The sequence below is a fragment of the Candidatus Defluviibacterium haderslevense genome, from assembly GCA_016712225.1.
Taxonomy (GTDB): Bacteria; Bacteroidota; Bacteroidia; order Chitinophagales; family Saprospiraceae; genus Vicinibacter; species Vicinibacter haderslevensis.
In genome coordinates, this window is the sequence record JADJRL010000003.1 from 3,399,280 (window position 1) to 3,419,470 (window position 20,191).

The 20,191-nt window shown below is 34.2% G+C and carries 13 protein-coding genes; 8 read left to right on the plus strand and 5 right to left on the minus strand.

Going from position 1 to position 20,191, the window contains the following annotated elements; translation table 11 throughout:
- Positions 1-108: 108 nt before the first annotated feature.
- Positions 109-1,092, minus strand: a complete 984-nt coding sequence (locus tag IPK88_13225) for a M23 family metallopeptidase (GenBank protein MBK8244384.1) — start codon at positions 1,090-1,092, stop codon at positions 109-111.
- Positions 1,093-1,282: 190 nt separating this feature from the next.
- Here IPK88_13225 and alaS point away from each other — a divergent pair, with 190 nt between their 5' ends.
- The 7 genes from alaS (at position 1,283) to IPK88_13260 (ending at position 11,035) form a co-directional block, all read left to right on the plus strand.
- The gene (gene alaS, locus IPK88_13230; protein ID MBK8244385.1) at positions 1,283-3,919 is read left to right on the plus strand and encodes an alanine--tRNA ligase; all 2,637 of its coding nucleotides are present in this window, start codon (positions 1,283-1,285) and stop codon (positions 3,917-3,919) included.
- A gap of 22 nt (positions 3,920-3,941) precedes the next feature.
- The gene (locus tag IPK88_13235; GenBank protein MBK8244386.1) at positions 3,942-4,229 is read left to right on the plus strand and encodes a hypothetical protein; all 288 of its coding nucleotides are present in this window, start codon (positions 3,942-3,944) and stop codon (positions 4,227-4,229) included.
- Positions 4,230-4,233: 4 nt separating this feature from the next.
- A complete protein-coding gene (locus IPK88_13240) occupies positions 4,234-5,202 on the plus strand; it encodes a Gfo/Idh/MocA family oxidoreductase (GenBank protein MBK8244387.1) in 969 nt (322 codons plus the stop codon).
- Positions 5,195-6,055, plus strand: a complete 861-nt coding sequence (locus tag IPK88_13245; protein ID MBK8244388.1) for a hypothetical protein — start codon at positions 5,195-5,197, stop codon at positions 6,053-6,055. Before IPK88_13240 ends, IPK88_13245 begins: the two co-directional genes overlap by 8 nt.
- 1 nt (position 6,056) lies before the next feature.
- Positions 6,057-7,469 carry a sugar transferase gene (locus tag IPK88_13250; protein ID MBK8244389.1) on the plus strand — a complete coding sequence of 471 codons (1,413 nt, stop codon included), beginning with the start codon at positions 6,057-6,059 and terminating at the stop codon, positions 7,467-7,469.
- A 567-nt stretch (positions 7,470-8,036) separates the two neighbouring features.
- Positions 8,037-9,017, plus strand: coding sequence for a pyruvate dehydrogenase complex E1 component subunit beta (locus IPK88_13255; GenBank protein MBK8244390.1), 981 nt, complete (start codon positions 8,037-8,039; stop codon positions 9,015-9,017).
- A 335-nt stretch (positions 9,018-9,352) separates the two neighbouring features.
- On the plus strand, positions 9,353-11,035 hold the full coding sequence (locus tag IPK88_13260; protein MBK8244391.1) for a hypothetical protein: 1,683 nt from the start codon (positions 9,353-9,355) through the stop codon (positions 11,033-11,035).
- Between the two features lie 107 nt (positions 11,036-11,142).
- On the opposite strand, the gene IPK88_13265 is transcribed toward IPK88_13260, so the two are convergent.
- Positions 11,143-13,086, minus strand: coding sequence for a tetratricopeptide repeat protein (locus tag IPK88_13265; GenBank protein ID MBK8244392.1), 1,944 nt, complete (start codon positions 13,084-13,086; stop codon positions 11,143-11,145).
- A gap of 162 nt (positions 13,087-13,248) precedes the next feature.
- On the opposite strand from IPK88_13265, the gene IPK88_13270 reads away from it, so the two are divergent.
- On the plus strand, positions 13,249-16,185 hold the full coding sequence (locus IPK88_13270; GenBank protein ID MBK8244393.1) for a S8 family peptidase: 2,937 nt from the start codon (positions 13,249-13,251) through the stop codon (positions 16,183-16,185).
- Positions 16,186-16,200: 15 nt separating this feature from the next.
- Here the strand turns inward: IPK88_13270 and IPK88_13275 are convergent, their stop codons facing one another.
- From IPK88_13275 to gldG, 3 genes are read right to left on the minus strand one after another with little or no spacing between them, the layout of a single operon-like run.
- Entirely contained in the window at positions 16,201-17,463 is a 1,263-nt protein-coding gene (locus IPK88_13275) for a hypothetical protein (GenBank protein ID MBK8244394.1), read from the minus strand.
- Positions 17,464-17,474: 11 nt separating this feature from the next.
- Complete coding sequence (locus tag IPK88_13280; GenBank protein ID MBK8244395.1) at positions 17,475-18,491, minus strand: hypothetical protein; 1,017 nt, start codon at positions 18,489-18,491, stop codon at positions 17,475-17,477.
- 2 nt (positions 18,492-18,493) lie between these two features.
- Entirely contained in the window at positions 18,494-20,188 is a 1,695-nt protein-coding gene (gldG, locus tag IPK88_13285; GenBank protein MBK8244396.1) for a gliding motility-associated ABC transporter substrate-binding protein GldG, read from the minus strand.
- Positions 20,189-20,191: the final 3 nt, after the last annotated feature.

Here is a 20,191-nt window from a genome sequence, read left to right on the forward strand (position 1 = left end):
TTTTCCCTTTACCAAGGACAAGGTTTGAATTATTTTTAAAATCTTCCATAATCCTTGAAAAAATAAATAGTGGTGTAATTAAAAGTAGATGTTTATTAAAGAGTCGTCTTAATCAAAAGATTGGTTTGCAATTTCTGCTTTTTCGACCATTTCCTGATACTCCAGAGGCGTTAGGCCATCAAGACAGTAATGAATAGGATTTACTGGTTTTTTATTGAAGTGGACTTCATAATGGCAATGGGCACCTGTGGAAGTTCCAGTATTACCTATCGTACCAATAATTTCACCTTTTTTCACCTTTTGACCTTCCCGCACTTTAATGGATTGCATATGGGCATATAATGTTTCATAGCCAAATCCATGACTAATCAATACCGATTTACCATATCCTGATGGTTTATTTTCGATTCGAATAACCTTTCCATCACCTGTACTTTGAATAGAAGTGCCTTCGGGTGCAGTGAAGTCTATTCCAGCATGCATTTTATTAACTTTATGCACTGGATGGAGCCTGATTCCAAAACCTGATAATTGTTGAACGCCTCTTGATAAATGATCCAATCTTACGGGCTTAATAGAAGGGATACTGGCGATCATGTCTTCGCGGGTACGGGTTAATTTCTCAATCGTGTCTAAAGATTTAGATTGAAGATATATCTGTCGTTCCAGCTTATCTAAATATTGTTTGACGTCTTTAACAGTACCACTGGAATTTCTCAGTTGGCTAGTCCAAGCATATGGATCGTGTCCTCCAACCCCACCATTCCAAACGGAAGGATCTATAGGGTCCATGCCAAATAATACCCTATGCACTTTGGCATCTCTATTTTGAAGATTTGTTAATACTTTATTAGCACGTTCCAATTGGTCCTTCATTAATAAAAACTGATAATCCATTTGAGTGATTTCTTTCTTAAGTGCCTTTTCCCGAGGGGATGGGAAATACTCAGAGGTCATGAAGTAAAACAATAAAGTGGTAACAATAACTGATGACAAGAAAGTAAAAACCCTAAGGAGTACAGACTTCTTGGTTATTTTGACCTTCTCAAATTGGAGGGTCTGGGGATTATATTCATATTTTTCAGATCTCACGTTACGCAGCTCTACTAAAAATACTACTTTTGCAATTCTTGTTTAATCATTATGTTTGATGGGAACAAATTTAGAAAGAAAATGACAAATATTTGAATAATATCAAAATTCAAATTTATATATATTATTTTAAAATGTATAATTGTTTGAATTGTAAATTTATACATACTAATAATCTTAAATATTTCATATGGAGTCTCGATTGATCAGACAGACATTTTTGGATTTTTTTGCAAAAAACGGGCACAAAATTGTTCCTTCGGCACCCATCGTGGTCAAAAATGACCCTACCTTAATGTTTACCAATGCCGGTATGAACCAATTTAAAGACTATTTTCTGGGGAATAAGTTGATTGATATTCCAAGAATCGCCGATACCCAAAAATGTTTGCGTGTTAGTGGTAAGCATAATGATCTTGAAGAAGTGGGTACGGACGGATATCATCACACCATGTTTGAAATGCTGGGCAACTGGTCATTTGGTGATTATTTTAAAGAGGAAGCCATAGCATTCGCTTGGAAGTTATTAACAGAAGCCTACAAGTTGGACCCTTCGAGACTGTATATTTCTGTTTTTGGCGGCGATGCCGAAGAAGGATTAAGCAAAGATCTCGAAGCTGTAGAATTTTGGAAAAAATGGGTTCCCGAAGACCGAATACTTTTTTTTGGTAAGAAGGATAATTTCTGGGAAATGGGTGAATCAGGGCCTTGTGGACCCTGTTCTGAAATTCATGTTGATCTTAGACCTGATGATGTCAGAAATCGAATTTCCGGAGCCGACTTAGTGAATGTCGGGACTCCTGAAGTTATGGAAATTTGGAATTTGGTTTTTATTCAGTACAATAGAAAAGTCGATGGGCAATTGGAAGAATTGCCTGCCAAGCATATCGATACGGGTATGGGATTTGAACGAATATCCATGGTTCTCCAGCAAAAAACATCATCATACGATACCGATATTTTTTCCCCATTGATTCAGTACATAGCAACTTTTAGCGGTCATCCTTATACCGCATCCTATGCTCCACAGGCCAAATCAGATCTTGCGATGCGGGTTATTGCAGATCATATTAGAGCCATAACCTTTACAATAGCAGATGGATCTATTCCTTCAAATACAGGTTCCGGCTACGTCATTCGTCGAATTCTTCGAAGAGCGGTTAGGTATTATTATTCGTTTTTAGGAATTAAGGATCCTTTTTTATTTCGGTTAATCCCTATTTTAGTGGACACTATGGGAGATGTATTTCCTGAAATTAAGTCCCAGCAGGAATTTATTATTAAAGTAGTTCATGAAGAAGAATTATCATTTCTACGAACTTTAGAAGGCGGATTAAAAAAATTGGATCAGTTAAAATTAGATTCAGGTCTGATTTCTGGAAGTTTGGCTTTTGAATTATATGATACTTACGGTTTTCCTTTAGATTTAACTAAATTGATTGCTGCTGAAAAAAATTGGACGATAGATGAGGCGGGATTTAAATTAGCACTTGATCAACAAAAACAAAGGTCCAGAGCTGATGCTAAAAAAGAATATTCCGATTGGAATTTTATTCAGGATGGTCAGTGCAAATTTATAGGATATGATGTGAATGAAGTGGAACAAACTAAATTGTTGCGCTGGCGTAAACTGGAATCTAAAGGAAATGCTTTGTATCAATTAGTGTTAGAGACGACGCCATTTTATCCTGAAGGTGGCGGTCAGGTAGGGGATAAAGGCTTATTATATTTTGATGGACAAGCCATAGAGGTATTGGATACGGTGAAAGAAAATGATCTTATTTTACATATTGTTGAAATTTTACCTCAACATCTTGAGGCTCCAGTTCGTTGTGTGATTAATGGATATCGAAGATCACAGATTGAGAATAATCATAGTGCTACACATCTAATGCATGCCGCTTTGAGAAATATTTTAGGAATACATGTACAGCAAAAAGGATCTTTGGTCAACGAAGATTATTTGCGTTTTGATTTTTCACATTTTCAAAAATTAAGCGCTGAAGAAATAAAAAATATTGAAATACTTGTTAATGAAAAAATAAGAGAAAATATTGCATTAGAAGAAAAACGACACTTACCAATTGAAGAAGCTAAACAATCAGGTGCCATGATGTTGTTTGGTGAAAAGTATGGTGATTATGTTAGAATGATTACGTTCGATCCAGGGTTTTCTAGAGAATTATGTGGCGGATGTCATGTGGAATCTACTGGTAATATTGGATTGTTTAAAATCGTATCTGAAGCATCTGTTGCAGCCGGAATTCGTAGAATAGAGGCAGTTAGTTCTTCTAAAGCGGAGCAATACATCAGAGACCAAATGGACGAATTGAATCAGATTAAAGCGGTCTTCAATAATCCACCAAATATGATTCAACATATTCATCATCTGTTAGATGAAAATAAATCATTGCATAAACAAATTCAGGATTTTAAAGAAGAGCAATCGTTGGTTTTGAAAGATCAATTGTTGGCGCGCGCAGAGCGAATCAGTGGAATTCAAACTTTGTTTTGTTCTATTGTTTTAACGGATAGTAAACTGGTCAAGAGTTTGATTTATCAATTGGGTAAAGAATTGAGTCCAGCAATTTTGTTTTTTGGATTTGTTGAAAATGATAAAGCTCAACTGATGTGTTATGTGTCTGAAGAATTGGTAAAAACAAATCAGTATAATGCTTCAAATTGGTTGAAGCAAGTATCCAAACACATAGAAGGTGGTGGCGGAGGTCAAGCTTTTTTTGCAACTGCCGGAGGAAAAAATGTTGCAGGCATTCAATCTGCAATTGAAGCTGTAAAAGATATTGTGATAAAAGAATTGAAAGCATAAAATTATATTCAATACCAACTTTATGAAGATTATTTTGCTCATTTCTGTTTTTGCGATCTTTGTTTTTTTAAATTTGTTTATTCGTATCAGGACATTAAAATATTACAAGACATTGGTTCAAAAACGCCTTCAATTCAATTTTAAGCAGATGTTCAATAAACAGTTATGGGAAGATGAAGTACTGCGAAAATATCCTCAGGACCAACAATTGCTGAATCATTTTAGAAAACACATTTTAATTACAGGTGGCGTTTTTATCTCTATCATTTTAATTGTTGGCATTACCTTATCGTTTATACTTTTAAAATAGCAACTTGAATAAAATAAAATTAGGACTTGTTGGGTTGGGGCATTTAGGAAAGATACATTTAAAATGTATCCTCCAAATTCCTGAAATTATTTTGGTAGGGTGTTTTGACGTAAATCAGGAATCTGCCCAATCGATTTGTAAGGAATTTGGAGTGGTTCATTATGAATCCATCGACCAACTTATTCAGGATGCTGAAGCTATTGATATAGTGACGCCAACGACAACGCATTATGACATTGCTTCTATGGCGATTCGGGCAGGCAAACATTGTTTTATTGAAAAACCTGTAACTCAGACCTTGCAAGAGGCTTTGGATTTGCAGAATTTATTAAGTATTTATCCTGTTAAGGTTCAAATAGGTCATGTAGAGCGGTATAATCCCAGTTTTCTTGCCATAAAACCTTTTATTAAATATCCAAAATTTATTGAAGCGCATCGGTTATCCACCTTTAATCCAAGAGGTACAGATGTATCTGTAGTACACGATTTAATGATTCATGATTTGGATATCATAAGCCTTATGGCACAGTCACCGGCTCGTGAAATCAGGGCCAGCGGTGTAAGTATAGTGAGTCAAAAAGCAGATATCTGCAATGCTAGAATTGAATTCGAAAGTGGTTTGGTCTGTAATGTTACGGCCAGCAGGATTTCCATGAAAGCCATGCGGAAAATTAGAATTTTTCAAGAGGATGCATATATCAGTATGGATTTATTGAGTAAAGAAGCTGAAGTCATTTCATTATTGGATGAGTATCAGGAAAATACCTTAGAATTAGATACCTATAAAGGCAAAAAATACATCCAATTGTTTCAAGCAGAAATCACACCTGTTAATGCAATTTTGGAAGAGATAAAATCTTTTGCAAAAAGTATCGTTATAGATTCAGAAACGGAAGTCAATTTACAAGATGGTATTCGGGCATTAAGTCTGGTGGATGCCATTTTGAGCCAAATCGAAAGCAGTAATGTTTAAAAAACTCATAACACTCATCATCCCCATTTTAATTTTTAATGCTTGTGAAGCATGGGACAAGGATGAAACCATACCAGCTTATTTATACATAGCACCCATTCAAATGAATGTTTTGGGCCATCAAGGCACAGCGAATCAGGCTTTTAAAGATGCCTGGGTTTTTGTAGATTCACAATACGTTGGTGCCTATGAATTACCTGCTACTATTCCAGTATTAAATCACGGTAGGGTAGAAGTAAAAATTTTTGCTGGTATTAGAAATAATGGAAGTATTACTAATCCAATTATTTATCCCATGACTGATCCTTATATTACAACTGTTGAATTGGAAGAACAAAAAACGGATACTGTATTTCCAACGGTTCATTATTCAAGTGACATAGTTTTTCCTTTTATTGAAAACTTTGATCATCTCCATTATTTTAATTTTGATAAAGACAATAATCAAGAAACAAAAGTCATTTTGTCCAGTGCTAGTGATGCATTTGAAGGATCGAATTCGGGCTTGATTGAATTAACTTCAGCTAGAAATTATTTGGAAGCATGGTTCGACTATGATAGGCCCATTCCATATGGTCCCAATTCTGTGTATATTGAATTGAATTATAAATCTACAATTCCATTTAATATAGGTCTAGTTGGATTCAAAGCTGGAGAAACTGAATCCCAATTCATCGATGGTGTTGTGTTGCCAAAATCTAGTTGGAATAAAGTTTATTTTGAATTTAAAGATATCGTCAATAATTATAAGGGAAATGCTTATCGTGTTGCATTAGCAGCATTTTACATTAACGATACAACCATCAAGAAACAAGAAATTTTGATTGATAATATTAAAGTACTTCATCGTTGATATGAATATTCGCTGGGAGAATGCCATTTATCGATTTATGGATTTAATGTTATCCTTATTAGCATGGTATTTGTTTATTAACTATTTGCATAGCCATCAGTATTTTTTAGGTGATGCCGATCAGGTTTGTAAAAACTTATTTGTACAAGGAGCTTTATTTCTTCCCATAGCCTGGTTTTTATTTTATTTATTATCTGAACAATATAAGGATGTGTATCGGCTTTCCAGATGGTCAGTTTTTTCGAGAACATTTTTATTATCTGCATTTGGATGTTTGGTTGTTTTTTTTGTTTTGATATTAAACCAGGAACTCAATTTTGAAAATAGATTTTTTCAAGCATTAATGACCTATTTTGGATACCATTTTGGATTGATTACTACAGCCAAGATTTTGTTTTTATCTTTCATCAGTCATCGAATAAAAAATGGAACGGTAGGATTTAATACATTGATCATTGGCGGTGATCAACGGGCTGTAGAATTGTATAATGATATTACTTCGTTGAAATTTAGTTTGGGGCATAAATTCAAGGGATTTATTCATTCCAATGGTGGAAGATCGAATGATTTAATTCAATATTTACCACAATTAGGTGGACTGAACGATATCGCAGCAGTCATTGAACAAAATAAAATAGAGGAAGTCATCATTGCTATAGAATCCACTGAACATACCAAATTAAAAACCATTTTGGATGTGTTGTTTGAATTGGGCAATAAGATGATGGTAAGGATTATTCCCGATATGTATGATATCCTTTTGGGCACTGTAAAGATGAATCACCTCTATGGTGCTGTTCTAATAGAAATCAAACAAGAAATGATGCCGCAATGGCAGATTTTTGTTAAACGATGTATAGATTTGTTTGTCAGTGTTTTTGTATTGATATTATTATCTCCTTTCATCGTTTACTTTTTAATCCGCACTAAATTATCAAGCCCTGGACCCTTGTTTTATAGCCAAGAGCGAATAGGATTGAACGGAAAGCCGTTTATGATTTATAAATTTCGGTCCATGTACATGGATTCAGAAGTGAATGGACCACAACTATCACATGAGTCTGATCAACGAATCACACCCTGGGGTGCAACTATGCGTAAATGGAGGATCGATGAATTACCTCAATTTTTCAATGTCCTAAAAGGTGATATGTCATTGGTAGGTCCTAGACCTGAGCGCAATTTTTACATTCAGCAAATTATGGAAATTGCACCTCACTATAAACACTTACTTAAGGTGCGACCCGGTATTACGTCATGGGGGCAAGTTAAATTCGGCTATGCATCGAACCTTAACGAAATGGTCCAGAGATTGAAATACGATATTCTATACATTGAGAATCGATCTCTTGGCCTTGATTTCAAGATTTTATTCTACACCGCTTGGGTCCTTTTTCAAGGTAAAGGGAAGTAAACACAAAATATTTTACAGGCCCTGCAGTCCTTTATTTCAGTCCCTTAAGGTATTTACTTTACTAATTATTAGGGTCACTCCTCAGTATATCTCGTTTTTCTTGCAACAAGACTCATCATGTGATAAGACGAGACGGCTTATTGAAGACACATCCGCGACTCATCCACGGCTCATCCAAGGATTATAATGAGATTTAACATGTTTAATTAATTACTATGGTAAACTGGATCAGAGGCTCCAAGATAGCTGCATTTTGAATCATATCACTTAGTTCACAACTTAAGAATTGATATAACTTTGAAAGAATATAATCAAAGAAAGATCGGTGGACATATAGTATATCTTTGAATCATTATATGCCCTGAAAGGGAGTAATAACCTAACGAAGGGCGTTAGCCCATCGAATTGCATAAGAAGGGTTTAAGCCCTGAAAGGGCGCAATAAAAAGTGCTTGAAGTCATGCAAAGCATGTTACACTTAAATGAACGGTTTAAGTTAATTTCACAGAGTTCAATTCAAGGTGTAAAAACTGATACAAATCATCTATTTTTGTCCCAATTTATTGATATGAGTAGAATAATTAGCCTTAGAGATGCTTTAAGAGAAGGGATGAGCGAAGAAATGCGTCGCGATCCGAATGTATTTTTAATGGGCGAGGAAGTCGCTGAGTATAATGGCGCCTACAAGGTCAGTAAAGGAATGCTTGATGAATTTGGGGCTAAACGAGTGATCGATACACCCATTGCGGAGCTTGGATTCGCAGGGATTGGCGTAGGAGCAGCAATGAATGGACTCAGACCGATTATTGAATTCATGACTTGGAACTTTGCCGTATTGGCCTTTGATCAGATTGTAAATAATGCAGCTAAAACATTGTCACAATCCGCAGGGGAATTCGGTTGTCCTATCGTATTTCGTGGGCCATCTGGAGCTGCTGGTCAATTAGCCCAACAACATTCTCAATCTTTTGAAGCATGGTTAGCGAATTGTCCAGGATTGAAGGTTGTTTCTTGCATAGATCCATACGACGCCAAAGGTCTCATCAAGTCCGCTATAAGGGATAATGACCCCATCTGTATGATGGAATCAGAATCCTATTATGGACTCACTGGTGAAGTTCCTGAGGGCGAATATCTGGTCCCAATTGGTCAGGCCGCAGTTCGTCGTGAAGGAACAGATGTAACCATAGTTTCATTCAACAAAATGATGGAAGTCGTTAAATTAGCTGCCATTGAATTAGAAAAGGAAGGCATTTCAGCAGAAGTCATAGATCTAAGAACTATACGCCCTTTAGATCACCAAACCATCGTTAACTCTGTTAAAAAAACAAATCGTCTGGTGGTAGTTGATGAAAGTTGGCCATTCGCCGGTATCTCATCTGAGATCGCATATGTTATCCAGAAGTATGCTTTCGATTATCTTGATGCTCCTGTTACTCGAGTTAACTCCGCTGATACCTCTTTGGGTTATGCGCCTACTATGGTTCAAGAATATTTACCGAATCCTGCTAAAGTGATCAAGGCTGTTAAGGAAGTAATGTATAGGTAGGTAGTATATAAGTTCCACTGGGTAGGATTTATTTACTAATTTAAATTTTAAATTGGTTATACGCTTTTATCAAAGGGTGCCTTAATTTATATGTTTTTATCATTTACACTGGACATCAATTGTAATTATTCGTCTATAAAATTTTCAACCATATCGGTTAGAATTGAGATTATAATTTAAACGGGAATTACAATATAATTATATTTCATAATATCTTTTTTCTGTGAGCACTTTTGAATTAAAATAAATTTAAGGTTTTAAAATATTTAATTAATTTTAAAGTTTTGATTATAAATTTTATTGGTGATTTATAGACCATGAAAGTGAATTATGCAATGAAAAAAATATTTATTTTGTATATTATTTTTACAGCATCCATTTCTGAAATGAATGCTCAAGTAAATCAAGCCTATAGTGGGACATATTGTTATCAAAAATTAGTTAATCTCAATCAAGAATTGGCGGGTTGTGGAATTGAAGAAAGAGAAGAATATTTGGATTTATTTATTGACTCTTTTAGATTACATTTAAGAAATATTTATTTTTTTACAATAGATTCATTCCTTGACTTGCTAAATCAAAATAGTAATTTTTCAAATCTTTTAATTAGTGATTCTTATAAAATTGAATATAGATTGCCTCAAGATGAATTATTAAGATTAATCGAGAACTACATTAATTCATTGGCATATGGTAGCCTTGATGGGCTAAATCGAATAAGGGCGATCTTGAATGGAAATAATTTTAATTTTTTATTTCAAGCATTGAAAGGTACTAATGTAAAAGATTTTTTAATATTATTTGAAGAAGCTAATGAGGATAACAAAGTGGCATTATTATCTTATATGTTTAGTATGTTTAATAGGTCAAAACTAGACACTATATTTGATAATATAGAAAGCCAAATATATAACACTGCTAGAATGTATGAATTTAAATTAACTTATGCTAAGTTATTTTCAGAAATCGAAAAAGATAGTATCATACAAATGGTAAAAACAAGATATGAAGCCATAATGGATACCACAAATGAAAGAGATATGAATTCGTATGACTATAATTTCAATAATTCAGAAAAATGGTTAGAAAAAGCTATGGATGGTCATTTAGATTTTTTAAACCAAGAACCCGAATTAGATAGTCTAGAAATCATACATCGACAGGAAATCGATGAATGGATAACAAACCTGGATTGGAATAGAATGGACAAGAATTACAAGGCCTATTTAGAAAATATGATTCAAACAGGAGAAGAGTATAACATATATTTTTTTGATCCAACTGATCCGAGACATACTGCTGCTGAATTACTTGATTATTATCAGCATGCTGATACGACACTTAATTCTAATACCGGGAAACATAATGGATATTTCGGAGATGATGGCAGAAGGTTTGATACGCTGAATAACCAGGAATTAATAGACTTATTAAGCATGTATAATTATCAGTTAATTGCGGATAGATTAGTCACTGAAGCAGACCTAAACTCTACGGCTCAAATTATCCATCTTCGTAAAATAACCCAATTGATTGGAGACCGCATCATAACAGGCACTTTTGTTTTGGATACCAGTCAGGCCAAAGAGATTAATCGATTGCTATCATTTTGTGAACAAGTCCTTGCAATTGACACTAGTAGAGCTTGGACCGAAGAGTGTTTTAGTTTGGTCTTTAGAGTATGGTGGCCATTCCAACCCATGTTGAGATCATGGCTTACATCTAACAATGAAAAGCTTGCTTCTTATTCTAAGTTTTATTTGCACAAGCTGATAAATGAGACAATGGCCCGTGAATTAGTCCAATTGAGTGGTGAAGCTTTTGATCAAGGGAATAGACCTCTTGCTGAGCGTTATATGTCGCCATTGCAATCTATGGATTCGCAATGGGCTCTCAAAGATAATAATCGTATGCCTCCCCGGAGATTTGTAAATAGAACCTTTGACGACTCTATCAGATGGTGGGAAGAATTTATTCTGCCAGGAATGGTAAGGATAGGGTGGAGAGTAAAAAAATAAATTTACCCTACAGAATATTATTTAGTTTGTTAAAGTATTAAATAAAAACTAAAAAAAAAAGCCCCGAATCACTTCGGGGCTCTGTATTAATCTATTAAACAATTTAATTATTGTCTGAACAATTTTCCGCCTTCTTCAATAACAATATAAGCTTCTTTGTAACCACGGGCTTTTACTTTATCTAAAGTTGCTGCAGCATCAAAACCTGTTTGGAAACTTCCCAAGATGATGATGGTCCAACCATTTTTGGTCCAGTTTTCGATGGTTCCAAGATCTTTTAAATTGGATGAATCAAACCAATCCGGAGCCTTATATTCAGCTACTCTGATTTTAAATTTTCCTTCTTCATCTGTGTTTAATTGTTGTTTTTGATCAACAGTTGCAGTGTTTGCTTTGGCGATGACTTGCATTCTGCTATTATCAATAAAGTCACCTACGATGAAGGCATCTTTGATTCCATTTTTCTTTAAGGTGTTTAATATAGTGATGGCTTCATTTAATTTATTGAATGCACCTAATCGTATTTTGATCACCTCTTTATCCATGACTTTGTAAACATCACCATATTTGGCATACTTTTTAAACCGTTCTATTGTTTGTTCATTGGAATTAGACAATGCCGTAATCTGGATAAAATATAATTTGTTGGCCTGATTCTTCTTGGATATTTTTAGATTGGGATCATCGAATACTATGACATTTGCATCTTCGTTTTTTTGACTCAATTCTGGTGCAGATATCGATTGTTCGAACGGAGACTTAATTCCGATATCGCCATTCATGATTGGATGTTGATCCATTCGGTTATTCGCTAATGCAACTTTTGAGGTTTTGTATATGTCTTCCGCATTCTTACTGCCATCTCGATTCGAAGTAAAAAGTCCATCATTGTTTTTATCAAGGATAAAATTGTAGTCATCTTTTACAGAATTAACGCAGGTTCCTAGATTCTCTACGTCACTCCATACAATACCACGGTTAGTGGTTCTAAACACATCAAATCCTCCGAAACCATGATGCCAGTCAGTTGAAAAAAACAAATCCCCTTTTTTGAAAAAAGGACAAATTTCATTACCGGGTGTATTAATTAAAGATCCGAGGTTTTGAGCTTCTGACCATATACCTTCTGCATTTTTTTCAGATTTGTATAGATCATAACCACCCATTCCTCCGGGCATATTGGATGCAAAGTAAAGTGTTTGACCATTATTCGAAAGATTAGGAAATCCATATGAATAATTTGAATTTGCCTGAGAAAAAGCATTTAAATCTGACCAATTTCCCGATGCATCTACAGTAGCAAAAAAGATGGTCATGTTGGATGAGTTGATTAATTCGGTCAGACTGTTAGAGTTGGATTTTGTAAAAGCCACTAGAGAACCGTCATCGCTAAAAGAAACATTGCTTTTATTATTCACGGCATGTTTAATGATTTCATCTAAAGCACTTGTTTGATTTGATGTTGCTTTTTTTAGCTGTGGAATAGTGATTGGGTCTACTGCTGCAGATTTCACCATAGCTTGGCTCAATTGATCTTTGCCGAGATAAATCTCATTGTTATAGACTATGGGCACTTGATTGTTAGGATTGGCTTCTTTATTTAAATTAGCTAAACTACAATCTTTAGATTGAGTTAATTGTTCCAAAGCATAATCACATGATTCTGCAAAGTATTGACCTATAGCCGGATTGGTTTGAGCGTATTTTTCAAAATAGACCTTGGCTTGAGCAAAATCAGCCTGACTTCTCAATAATTCTCCATATTCAAAATAAATCTCCGGGTCAACTTTGTCAGAATTTAATATTTCCTGATATATAGACATTGCTCGATTTATTTCGTTATTATGGGTATAACAAATTGCCAAACGGTGTTTGATGTCTAAATCATTGGGGTGAAGTTTCAATTCAGCTTCATAACTGGATTGTGCTTTTGAATAATTTTTAGATTCAAAATATTTGGCAGCTAATTTGCTATCAGAAGGTTGGGCAATGAGATTAGTGAATATAAAGGCTAAAGCAGAAAACAAGAACAGTTTTTTAATCTCTTTCATAAAAGGAGAGTTTTGGTTGCGATAATTGTTGAGTGTTGAAAATTAAGTGCTAATATATGACGATTATATTAAATATCATAATAAATGACGATTTTATTTAATATATTTCTCATTTTCAAGGTATTGGGTTCCTATATTGTGTCAAATAAAGCTGCGTATAACATGAAAAATAATTCCTATTATTCCATATTATGGTCTCTCATTAGCTTTATTATTTGTTTTTTATTTAATGTATTAAGTATTAATTCACAGTCACTTAAATACAGACAAGGACAGTTTATTATTCAAGCAGACCATAGCAGCAACCTAGAATCTATATTCCAAAATGGTCTTAGATCCCGAGGGCGCAATGTCCAAGTTCATCTAAATAAAATGTTATCAAAAGATTGGAATATAGCCCTGATCGATTTTGATTTTACAAAAATTAATGAATTCGAATTGTTGAATGAATTAAAGCAATTGCCAGGAATTCTTCAAGTGCAGGTAAATCATATCCTGCATTCCAGAAAACAACCGGATGACGATTTTTTTACCAACCAATGGCATCATCTCAATGAAGGTCTGACTGGCGGTACCTTTAATGCAGATTTTGATTCAGATTTAGCTTGGGACTTAACTACAGGAGGACTAACTGAAGAAGGGGATACGATAGTGGTTTGTGTTATCGATGATGGGCTAGATATTCATCACCCGGATTTGCTTGATAATTTATGGCTAAATCGTGCTGAAATACCGAATAATAGCATAGATGATGATCTAAATGGATATATTGATGATTATTACGGATGGAACACTTATTTGAAAAATGATTCTTTCGCCTTGGGGATTCATGGCACTCCGGTTTGTGGACTGATTGCGGCCCGAGGTAATAATTCTTTGGGAGTGACTGGTATCAATTGGCAAGTCAAATTAATGTTTGTCGCAGGTGGAGGAGATGAAGCTAATGCTATCGAATCTTATCAATACCCCTGGATCGCCAGAAAAGCTTACAATGAATCAAAAGGCAAAGCAGGGGCATTTGTAGTGGCAACAAATGCATCTTGGGGTTCTAATTATGGGCGACCTGAGGATGCTCCCATTTGGTGTGCGATTTATGATTCGTTAGGATCTGTAGGTATTTTAAATGCCGCAGCCACAGCGAATTTAGATATAGATGTTGATGTCTTGGGTGACCTGCCTACTACTTGCGAAAGTGATTATTTAGTTGGTGTGACTAATCTCAATTGGTTTGATATCAAAGATAGTCGGTCTGCCTTTGGCAATATTTCAATTGATCTGGGTGCATACGGTGAAAATGTATTTACTACTGCTCCAAACAATGCCTATAAAGCTTTTGCGGGAACTAGCGCCGCAGCGCCTCAGGTGGCTGGGGCCATTGGTTTACTCTATAGTTTACCATGCAATAATCTGGGGCAATTTAGATTTACAAATCCGAATCAGGCTGCCCTTCAGGTAAAATCTTTATTATTGAATAATGTAAAACCTTTAGCAAGTCTAAAAAATAAAACGGTAAGCGGTGGAGCCTTAAATTTGTTTAATTCGTTGATGGGGATTCAGCCATTTCATGTAGAAGAAGATATCAATAGTATTAAGTTTTCCTTAGCCCAATTGGCTTCACAATATCCAGTTATCATCCAATACAGGGTTTTGGGTAATATGAATTGGATTGAACTTAGAATGAATAGTGGATTGGAATACCTTATTCAGGGATTAGAATCTTGTACCGAGTATGAATTCAGAATTAAAGGATCTTGTGATCGCTTGAAAGAAGCATTTTCAAATCCAATAAAAATTAGAACTAAAGGTTGTTGTTTGGCTCCGAATAAAATAACACTGGTTGAATCATTATCTAATGAAGCAAGTTTCACAATGCAATTGGACCCATCTATTCAAAAAATAGGTTATTTAATTCGACCAAAATATTCCAACAAGTGGGATACTATTTATATTCCTACCATAAGCACACCAAGGATCAGAATTAGAGGATTGCAACCATGCAATCAGTATGACATTCAATTTTTTTCGATATGTAATGATCGGATTACAGAATATTTTAAACTATTAAATGTAACAACTACGGGATGCGAACAATGTTCTTCTATGGGTTATTGTACGCGTAATAGACCTAATGCTGAGTTCGAATGGTTGGACCATATAGCCATAGATCAGCAATCATTTTTAAATGGAAATAATTCGGGTTACGGAAATTTTATTGGGACACCTTTTAGATGGCAACTGGATAAGAATATCCAACATAGCATAATGATTACACCTGGTTATTTGGAAGATTCAAGCTTAGTTCATATGGTAGCTTGGATTGATTTTAATCAAAATGGAATATTTGAATCATCAGAAAATATTTTAAAACCCGGGTTAAAATCCAAGAAGGAAGAACTTTGTATTTTTACGATTCCGTCAAATGCTACATTAGGAATTACACGAATGAGAATAATGGTTAAATATGCTGAGAATAATATTGAAGCTCCAACACCTTGTTTTCAATCACTTGAATTTGGTGAATATGAAGAGTATTGCGTCGATATTTCAGAAGATGAATGTCTTCCCATACTATCAGCAACTATAAAAAAAATATCGAATAACGAAGTTATGTTTGAAGTTGACCGAGGTCAATCTATAAATGAATTGAGTTATCAATACCATCGGTTATATGATCCAATTTGGTTTTTTGGGACAACAAAAACAGCCTTCATTCAGTTGATGAATCTGGATAGTTGCACAGAATATGAATTGCGAATTCAAACAACGTGTCACCTGTTTAATCAGAAACCTTTGATCACTCAATTTAAGACTACAGGGGCTCATTGCATTGTAAATACTTCAGATTATGTGAATTTGGATATCAATGTATTTCCGAATCCTTGCTTCGATTTTTTTATCATACAATCTTTAAAACCCATTCACATTCAACAATTACAAGTGTTCTCATTATCCGGAACCGAAATTCCCATCCAATATCATGGTTTAAATACTACAGATATTAGATGTGACTTCATTTCACAAGAGGTATCTGGAATATATTTTATGAAACTGACTCTTAAAGGGGGACAACAAATTATAAAAAAATTAATTGTAAATTAATTTTATACCTAATGATTATTCATGTATTCGAATATTATTGTTAATTGTTTTCACAGAAAGACTATCATTCAATGCTCCAGGATTCCAATTTTTAAAATCAGTAATGTTAAGTACCGGCTGACCTGCATCTGTCCACGCCGACATCCAAATGGAACCTATAGCTAAAATACAAGATCTGAAACGCTCTTCAACCTGGTTATCTAGCTGAACATTATAAAGTTTGGCATAGTCATAACATGGTAATTTAGTAACCGCACCTAATCTTTGTTCATAGCAGTACTGCTGATCTTTAGGAACGGATTGACTAATCCGTTTTTCAATAGCAAGGACACTATCTACATGGGAATGACTTTTTTCTATGATTCTCCAAACATAATCGGAAATATTATCGATATATGTTGCTTGTCCAACAATAAAATCAAATTCGGTTTCAGCAAATAATTCCGGAATTCTACTTTCCCAAAAAGCATGAATACCATCTTGATTGGTGAGTTGACCATTGTAATTTTTTGTAGTGTGTAATGGTACATGAGCATCGCCAATATAATGACCTATATCTGCGGATAGTTTTATTATTTTTGAAATATTTTTTTCTTTAAATGCATTGACAAGCCTTCGATATACTTGGGGAAGAGCATAGGGGAGTATCCCATGTGGACTATATTTATCTATAATGTGTAAGTTATAATTTGATCTTGTAGGACTTGAGATAAAATCTGAAAAGAAATCTGTAGAAACAATCCATTCAACCTCATCGTAAGTGGACATGGCGCACTTTTCCACCCACTTCAGCAATGATTTTTTTTCAATACCATTTGTAAAAACTGTAAAATGTTGTTTAAATTGTTCTGTATAATAAAAAGTGTCTTTTTGATTTTCTTTAATTTGTAAAGTGTCAAAAACCAAAAGTGTATCTTGGTCATTTACTAAATAATATTGGGCTTCATTGACGATGGCTTCATTAAGGTTCCTTGGTAATTGTTTAATAGCGTCTTTGCCCCAATGATCCAAGTCTATATAATGCCTTATGGCTTCACCTCGTATAGCATATCGCCTTTTGTCCGGGTCAACTGCATGTTCTGTAATAAATTCAATATGTTCTTTATAGAATTCGATCAATTGTTCAGGAAGTGTAAATACAGCTAATTTATTTAACATCTTATGTGCATAAAAGCCCCAAACCATCGATGTGGGTTTTTCATGAGGTGTTGTAATAAATCCAAACATGGACACTGATAACCATAAAAGCAGTAATCCGATTTTTAGATTTAATTTCATGATTAAGAAACTTAATTGGCCAGAAGCAACATTAATTCTTGTTGAGTTTTAAGAACTGATGCTATCTGACTATGTTGCAATATTAGAAAATCGCCATCACTTCTGTTCGCAAAAAATCGAAAAAACTTTTTCTGATTTAGAAATTCAGGACTTAAATCAACGAGTTGGTCTACATTATCATTGATGGGATATAAGCTGACGATAAGAGAATCTTGTTTGTCTTTTTGTTTGATGCCAATTCGACAATAAGGTAGCATGGAACTTATCATTGAACGATTTTCATTTAAATTTTCAAATGCTTCAGTATTAACAGTTTCAAATAGCCCCACATAACTTTCAATTTTTTTAGATGAAATGGTTTTGATTTCTGTTAAGTTTGCAAACATCTGAAATTGTTTGCCGGTTTTTGAAATACGAAAAGAAGCTAAAGGGTCATGTGGAAATTGTACATCTATTCCTTCGATTTCAGAACTTGGAATTGCAAATAAGGATCGATCTCTCCAATCATCCAAAGGAATTTCATATCGATGTCTTATATTCGATGTTCCCCTGTTCATATACATCGTGTAGGGTTGGCGAGCATTATCCATAAGAAAATATACCCCGGATTCATCATCATTAACACCCCCAATATAATAGGTTTTTAACGGGGTGTTGTTTGGTCCATAAATTTCTACCTTTAATCCAATAGTTGCCAGATCATTCATGATATAGGAATACGCTTCTTTTGGAGGAATCGATAAAATAGTCACATACTGAATGGCTTCTAATAGATTTTTTATTGGATTGGCAAATGCTTTGTATTTGCCATTCACAATCCATTGATTATTTATTTTTTCTAAAGTTATAGATTGGCTCTTTTTGGAGGTCATGAATATTTTATGCACCGATTCTATATCTTTTATTGCAAATGCTCTATCAGAAGTATCTATAGTTGATTTTGTGTTTTTATTTTGAATAACAAAATAGCTGGCAGCACCTAATACCCCAAATAAGGCTACAAGTATTAATATTGATTTAGATTTCATATTCAGGATTTAATAAATTTTTTCTTGCGCCAATAAAAGTTAATGGTACCAAATATGACAATTAAAATTATCGGTAAAACTATATTTATAGACTGCCAATACAATTTATCTTTTTCGGCTTTTACTTTGTCCAGCATACGTAATTTAAATTCTTTAGTTCGCGCTGTTAGTATGTTGTTTTGATTAATCATGAATTCAATGGAATTCAGTATAAAATCTTTATTGCCATTGAATGTGGCTTTTTCATATTTATTATAACCTATGGGTGCAAATTTTCCAGTTTCTTTATCATATAAATTTTTGATGACATCGCCATCTGCAACAACAAGCATGGATGTTGGAGAACTAATTGTTTTAAAAGGAATGCCGATAGAAGATAGTATGTTATTCATGTCTTCATCAAGTCTGTTTTCAAATAAAGAACCGAACGTTCCTTCTAATAATATACCAATCGATAAATTGGGTCTGTTAAATTTATCTGGATCAGGTTTGTAACGCATCATTTCAAATCCCACCTTCATAGGCGAAGTTTGGTATCGGCTATATTGTGAAGATTGCAATAAAATGGTTTTCTTGATGTCCGTTTTTGTTTTTAGGGTATCAATTGTTGATGGAAATTCAAGACTTATTCTATCAATATTTGACACTATTGGATGATTGGAACGGGGGGCAATCAATGGGTGGTAATACCATGGAAATAATTCAATCTGGGGTTTGTCTCCAGTTCTTCCAATAACTTGCGGTATTCTGCTGCATTCTAAATCCAAAACGAGATTTGAATTTATCCGAATTCCATTTTTAAAAAAATAATCTGTTAGATTCAAATCTAAAGGTTCGGGAATAAATTCATTCCGGGTGCTTAAACTATCCAATGACATTTTTAATCCATCAACCAGCCAAATGATTTTTCCACCATTCATTACATATTGATCCAGTACAAATTTATTTTTTTCGGTGAATGGAATAATAGGACGGGCAATAATTAGTAAATCTATTTCTGGTTTTATAATAAAGGTGCTATCCAGATTAATCCAAGCTAAGTTATAGGATGAATTTAATAATGAAACTAAAGATTTGGTTTGTTCTCTTGCAAGTTCTCCATGACCTGTGGTGAATAAAATATTTTTTTTCTCCGGGTAATGTACTTTTTGGATGGCAGTTGCTAATTTGTATTCCAGTAAGCTTATGGAATTACTAAGATTGGATTCCTGATCTAAATCAGGGGCATTTTCTAATAGGTTCACAGAAATTTTACGGTCGCCCAATTTAACTATGGCATACGGATAGATCAATTGTTCTTTATTCTCGGAACCGGATCTAACCATAAGGTTAGTTGGAATTAGTCCCTCTTCACTATAGGATTTTCTACGGGCATTAATAACATCAACAGTACCTTCATTTGGATTTTCAAATTCATATTCAATGTAACCATTTTCACTATTGAATTGATCCAATATTTCTTTGGTAGATTGTTGTAATCGTTTGAATCCGGATGGAAAATTTCCTTCTAATAATACTTGAATGTAAACAACATTTTTTACATCTTTAATTAATTTTTTCGTGGGTTCCGTTAAGGTAAATCGCTTTTCTTCTGTAAAATCTAAATAGGTATTGAAATATTGAGATAGAATATTGATAAATAATATTATGCCTAAAATCAATAGAATCTGTAAGAAACCTGGTATTCTTTTTTCCATGAT

What these genes read in the sequence shown, in the direction of transcription:
- IPK88_13250 (MBK8244389.1), top strand. Translation starts at nt 6,057, where the DNA reads ATGAATATTCGCTGGGAGAATGCCATTTATCGATTTATGGATTTAATG.
- gldG (MBK8244396.1), bottom strand. Translation starts at nt 20,188, where the DNA reads ATGGAAAAAAGAATACCAGGTTTCTTACAGATTCTATTGATTTTAGGC.
- IPK88_13280 (MBK8244395.1), bottom strand. Translation starts at nt 18,491, where the DNA reads ATGAAATCTAAATCAATATTAATACTTGTAGCCTTATTTGGGGTATTA.
- IPK88_13260 (MBK8244391.1), top strand. Translation starts at nt 9,353, where the DNA reads ATGAAAAAAATATTTATTTTGTATATTATTTTTACAGCATCCATTTCT.
- alaS (MBK8244385.1), top strand. Translation starts at nt 1,283, where the DNA reads ATGGAGTCTCGATTGATCAGACAGACATTTTTGGATTTTTTTGCAAAA.
- IPK88_13255 (MBK8244390.1), top strand. Translation starts at nt 8,037, where the DNA reads ATGAGTAGAATAATTAGCCTTAGAGATGCTTTAAGAGAAGGGATGAGC.
- IPK88_13270 (MBK8244393.1), top strand. Translation starts at nt 13,249, where the DNA reads ATGAAAAATAATTCCTATTATTCCATATTATGGTCTCTCATTAGCTTT.
- IPK88_13275 (MBK8244394.1), bottom strand. Translation starts at nt 17,463, where the DNA reads ATGAAATTAAATCTAAAAATCGGATTACTGCTTTTATGGTTATCAGTG.
- IPK88_13265 (MBK8244392.1), bottom strand. Translation starts at nt 13,086, where the DNA reads ATGAAAGAGATTAAAAAACTGTTCTTGTTTTCTGCTTTAGCCTTTATA.
- IPK88_13245 (MBK8244388.1), top strand. Translation starts at nt 5,195, where the DNA reads ATGTTTAAAAAACTCATAACACTCATCATCCCCATTTTAATTTTTAAT.
- IPK88_13235 (MBK8244386.1), top strand. Translation starts at nt 3,942, where the DNA reads ATGAAGATTATTTTGCTCATTTCTGTTTTTGCGATCTTTGTTTTTTTA.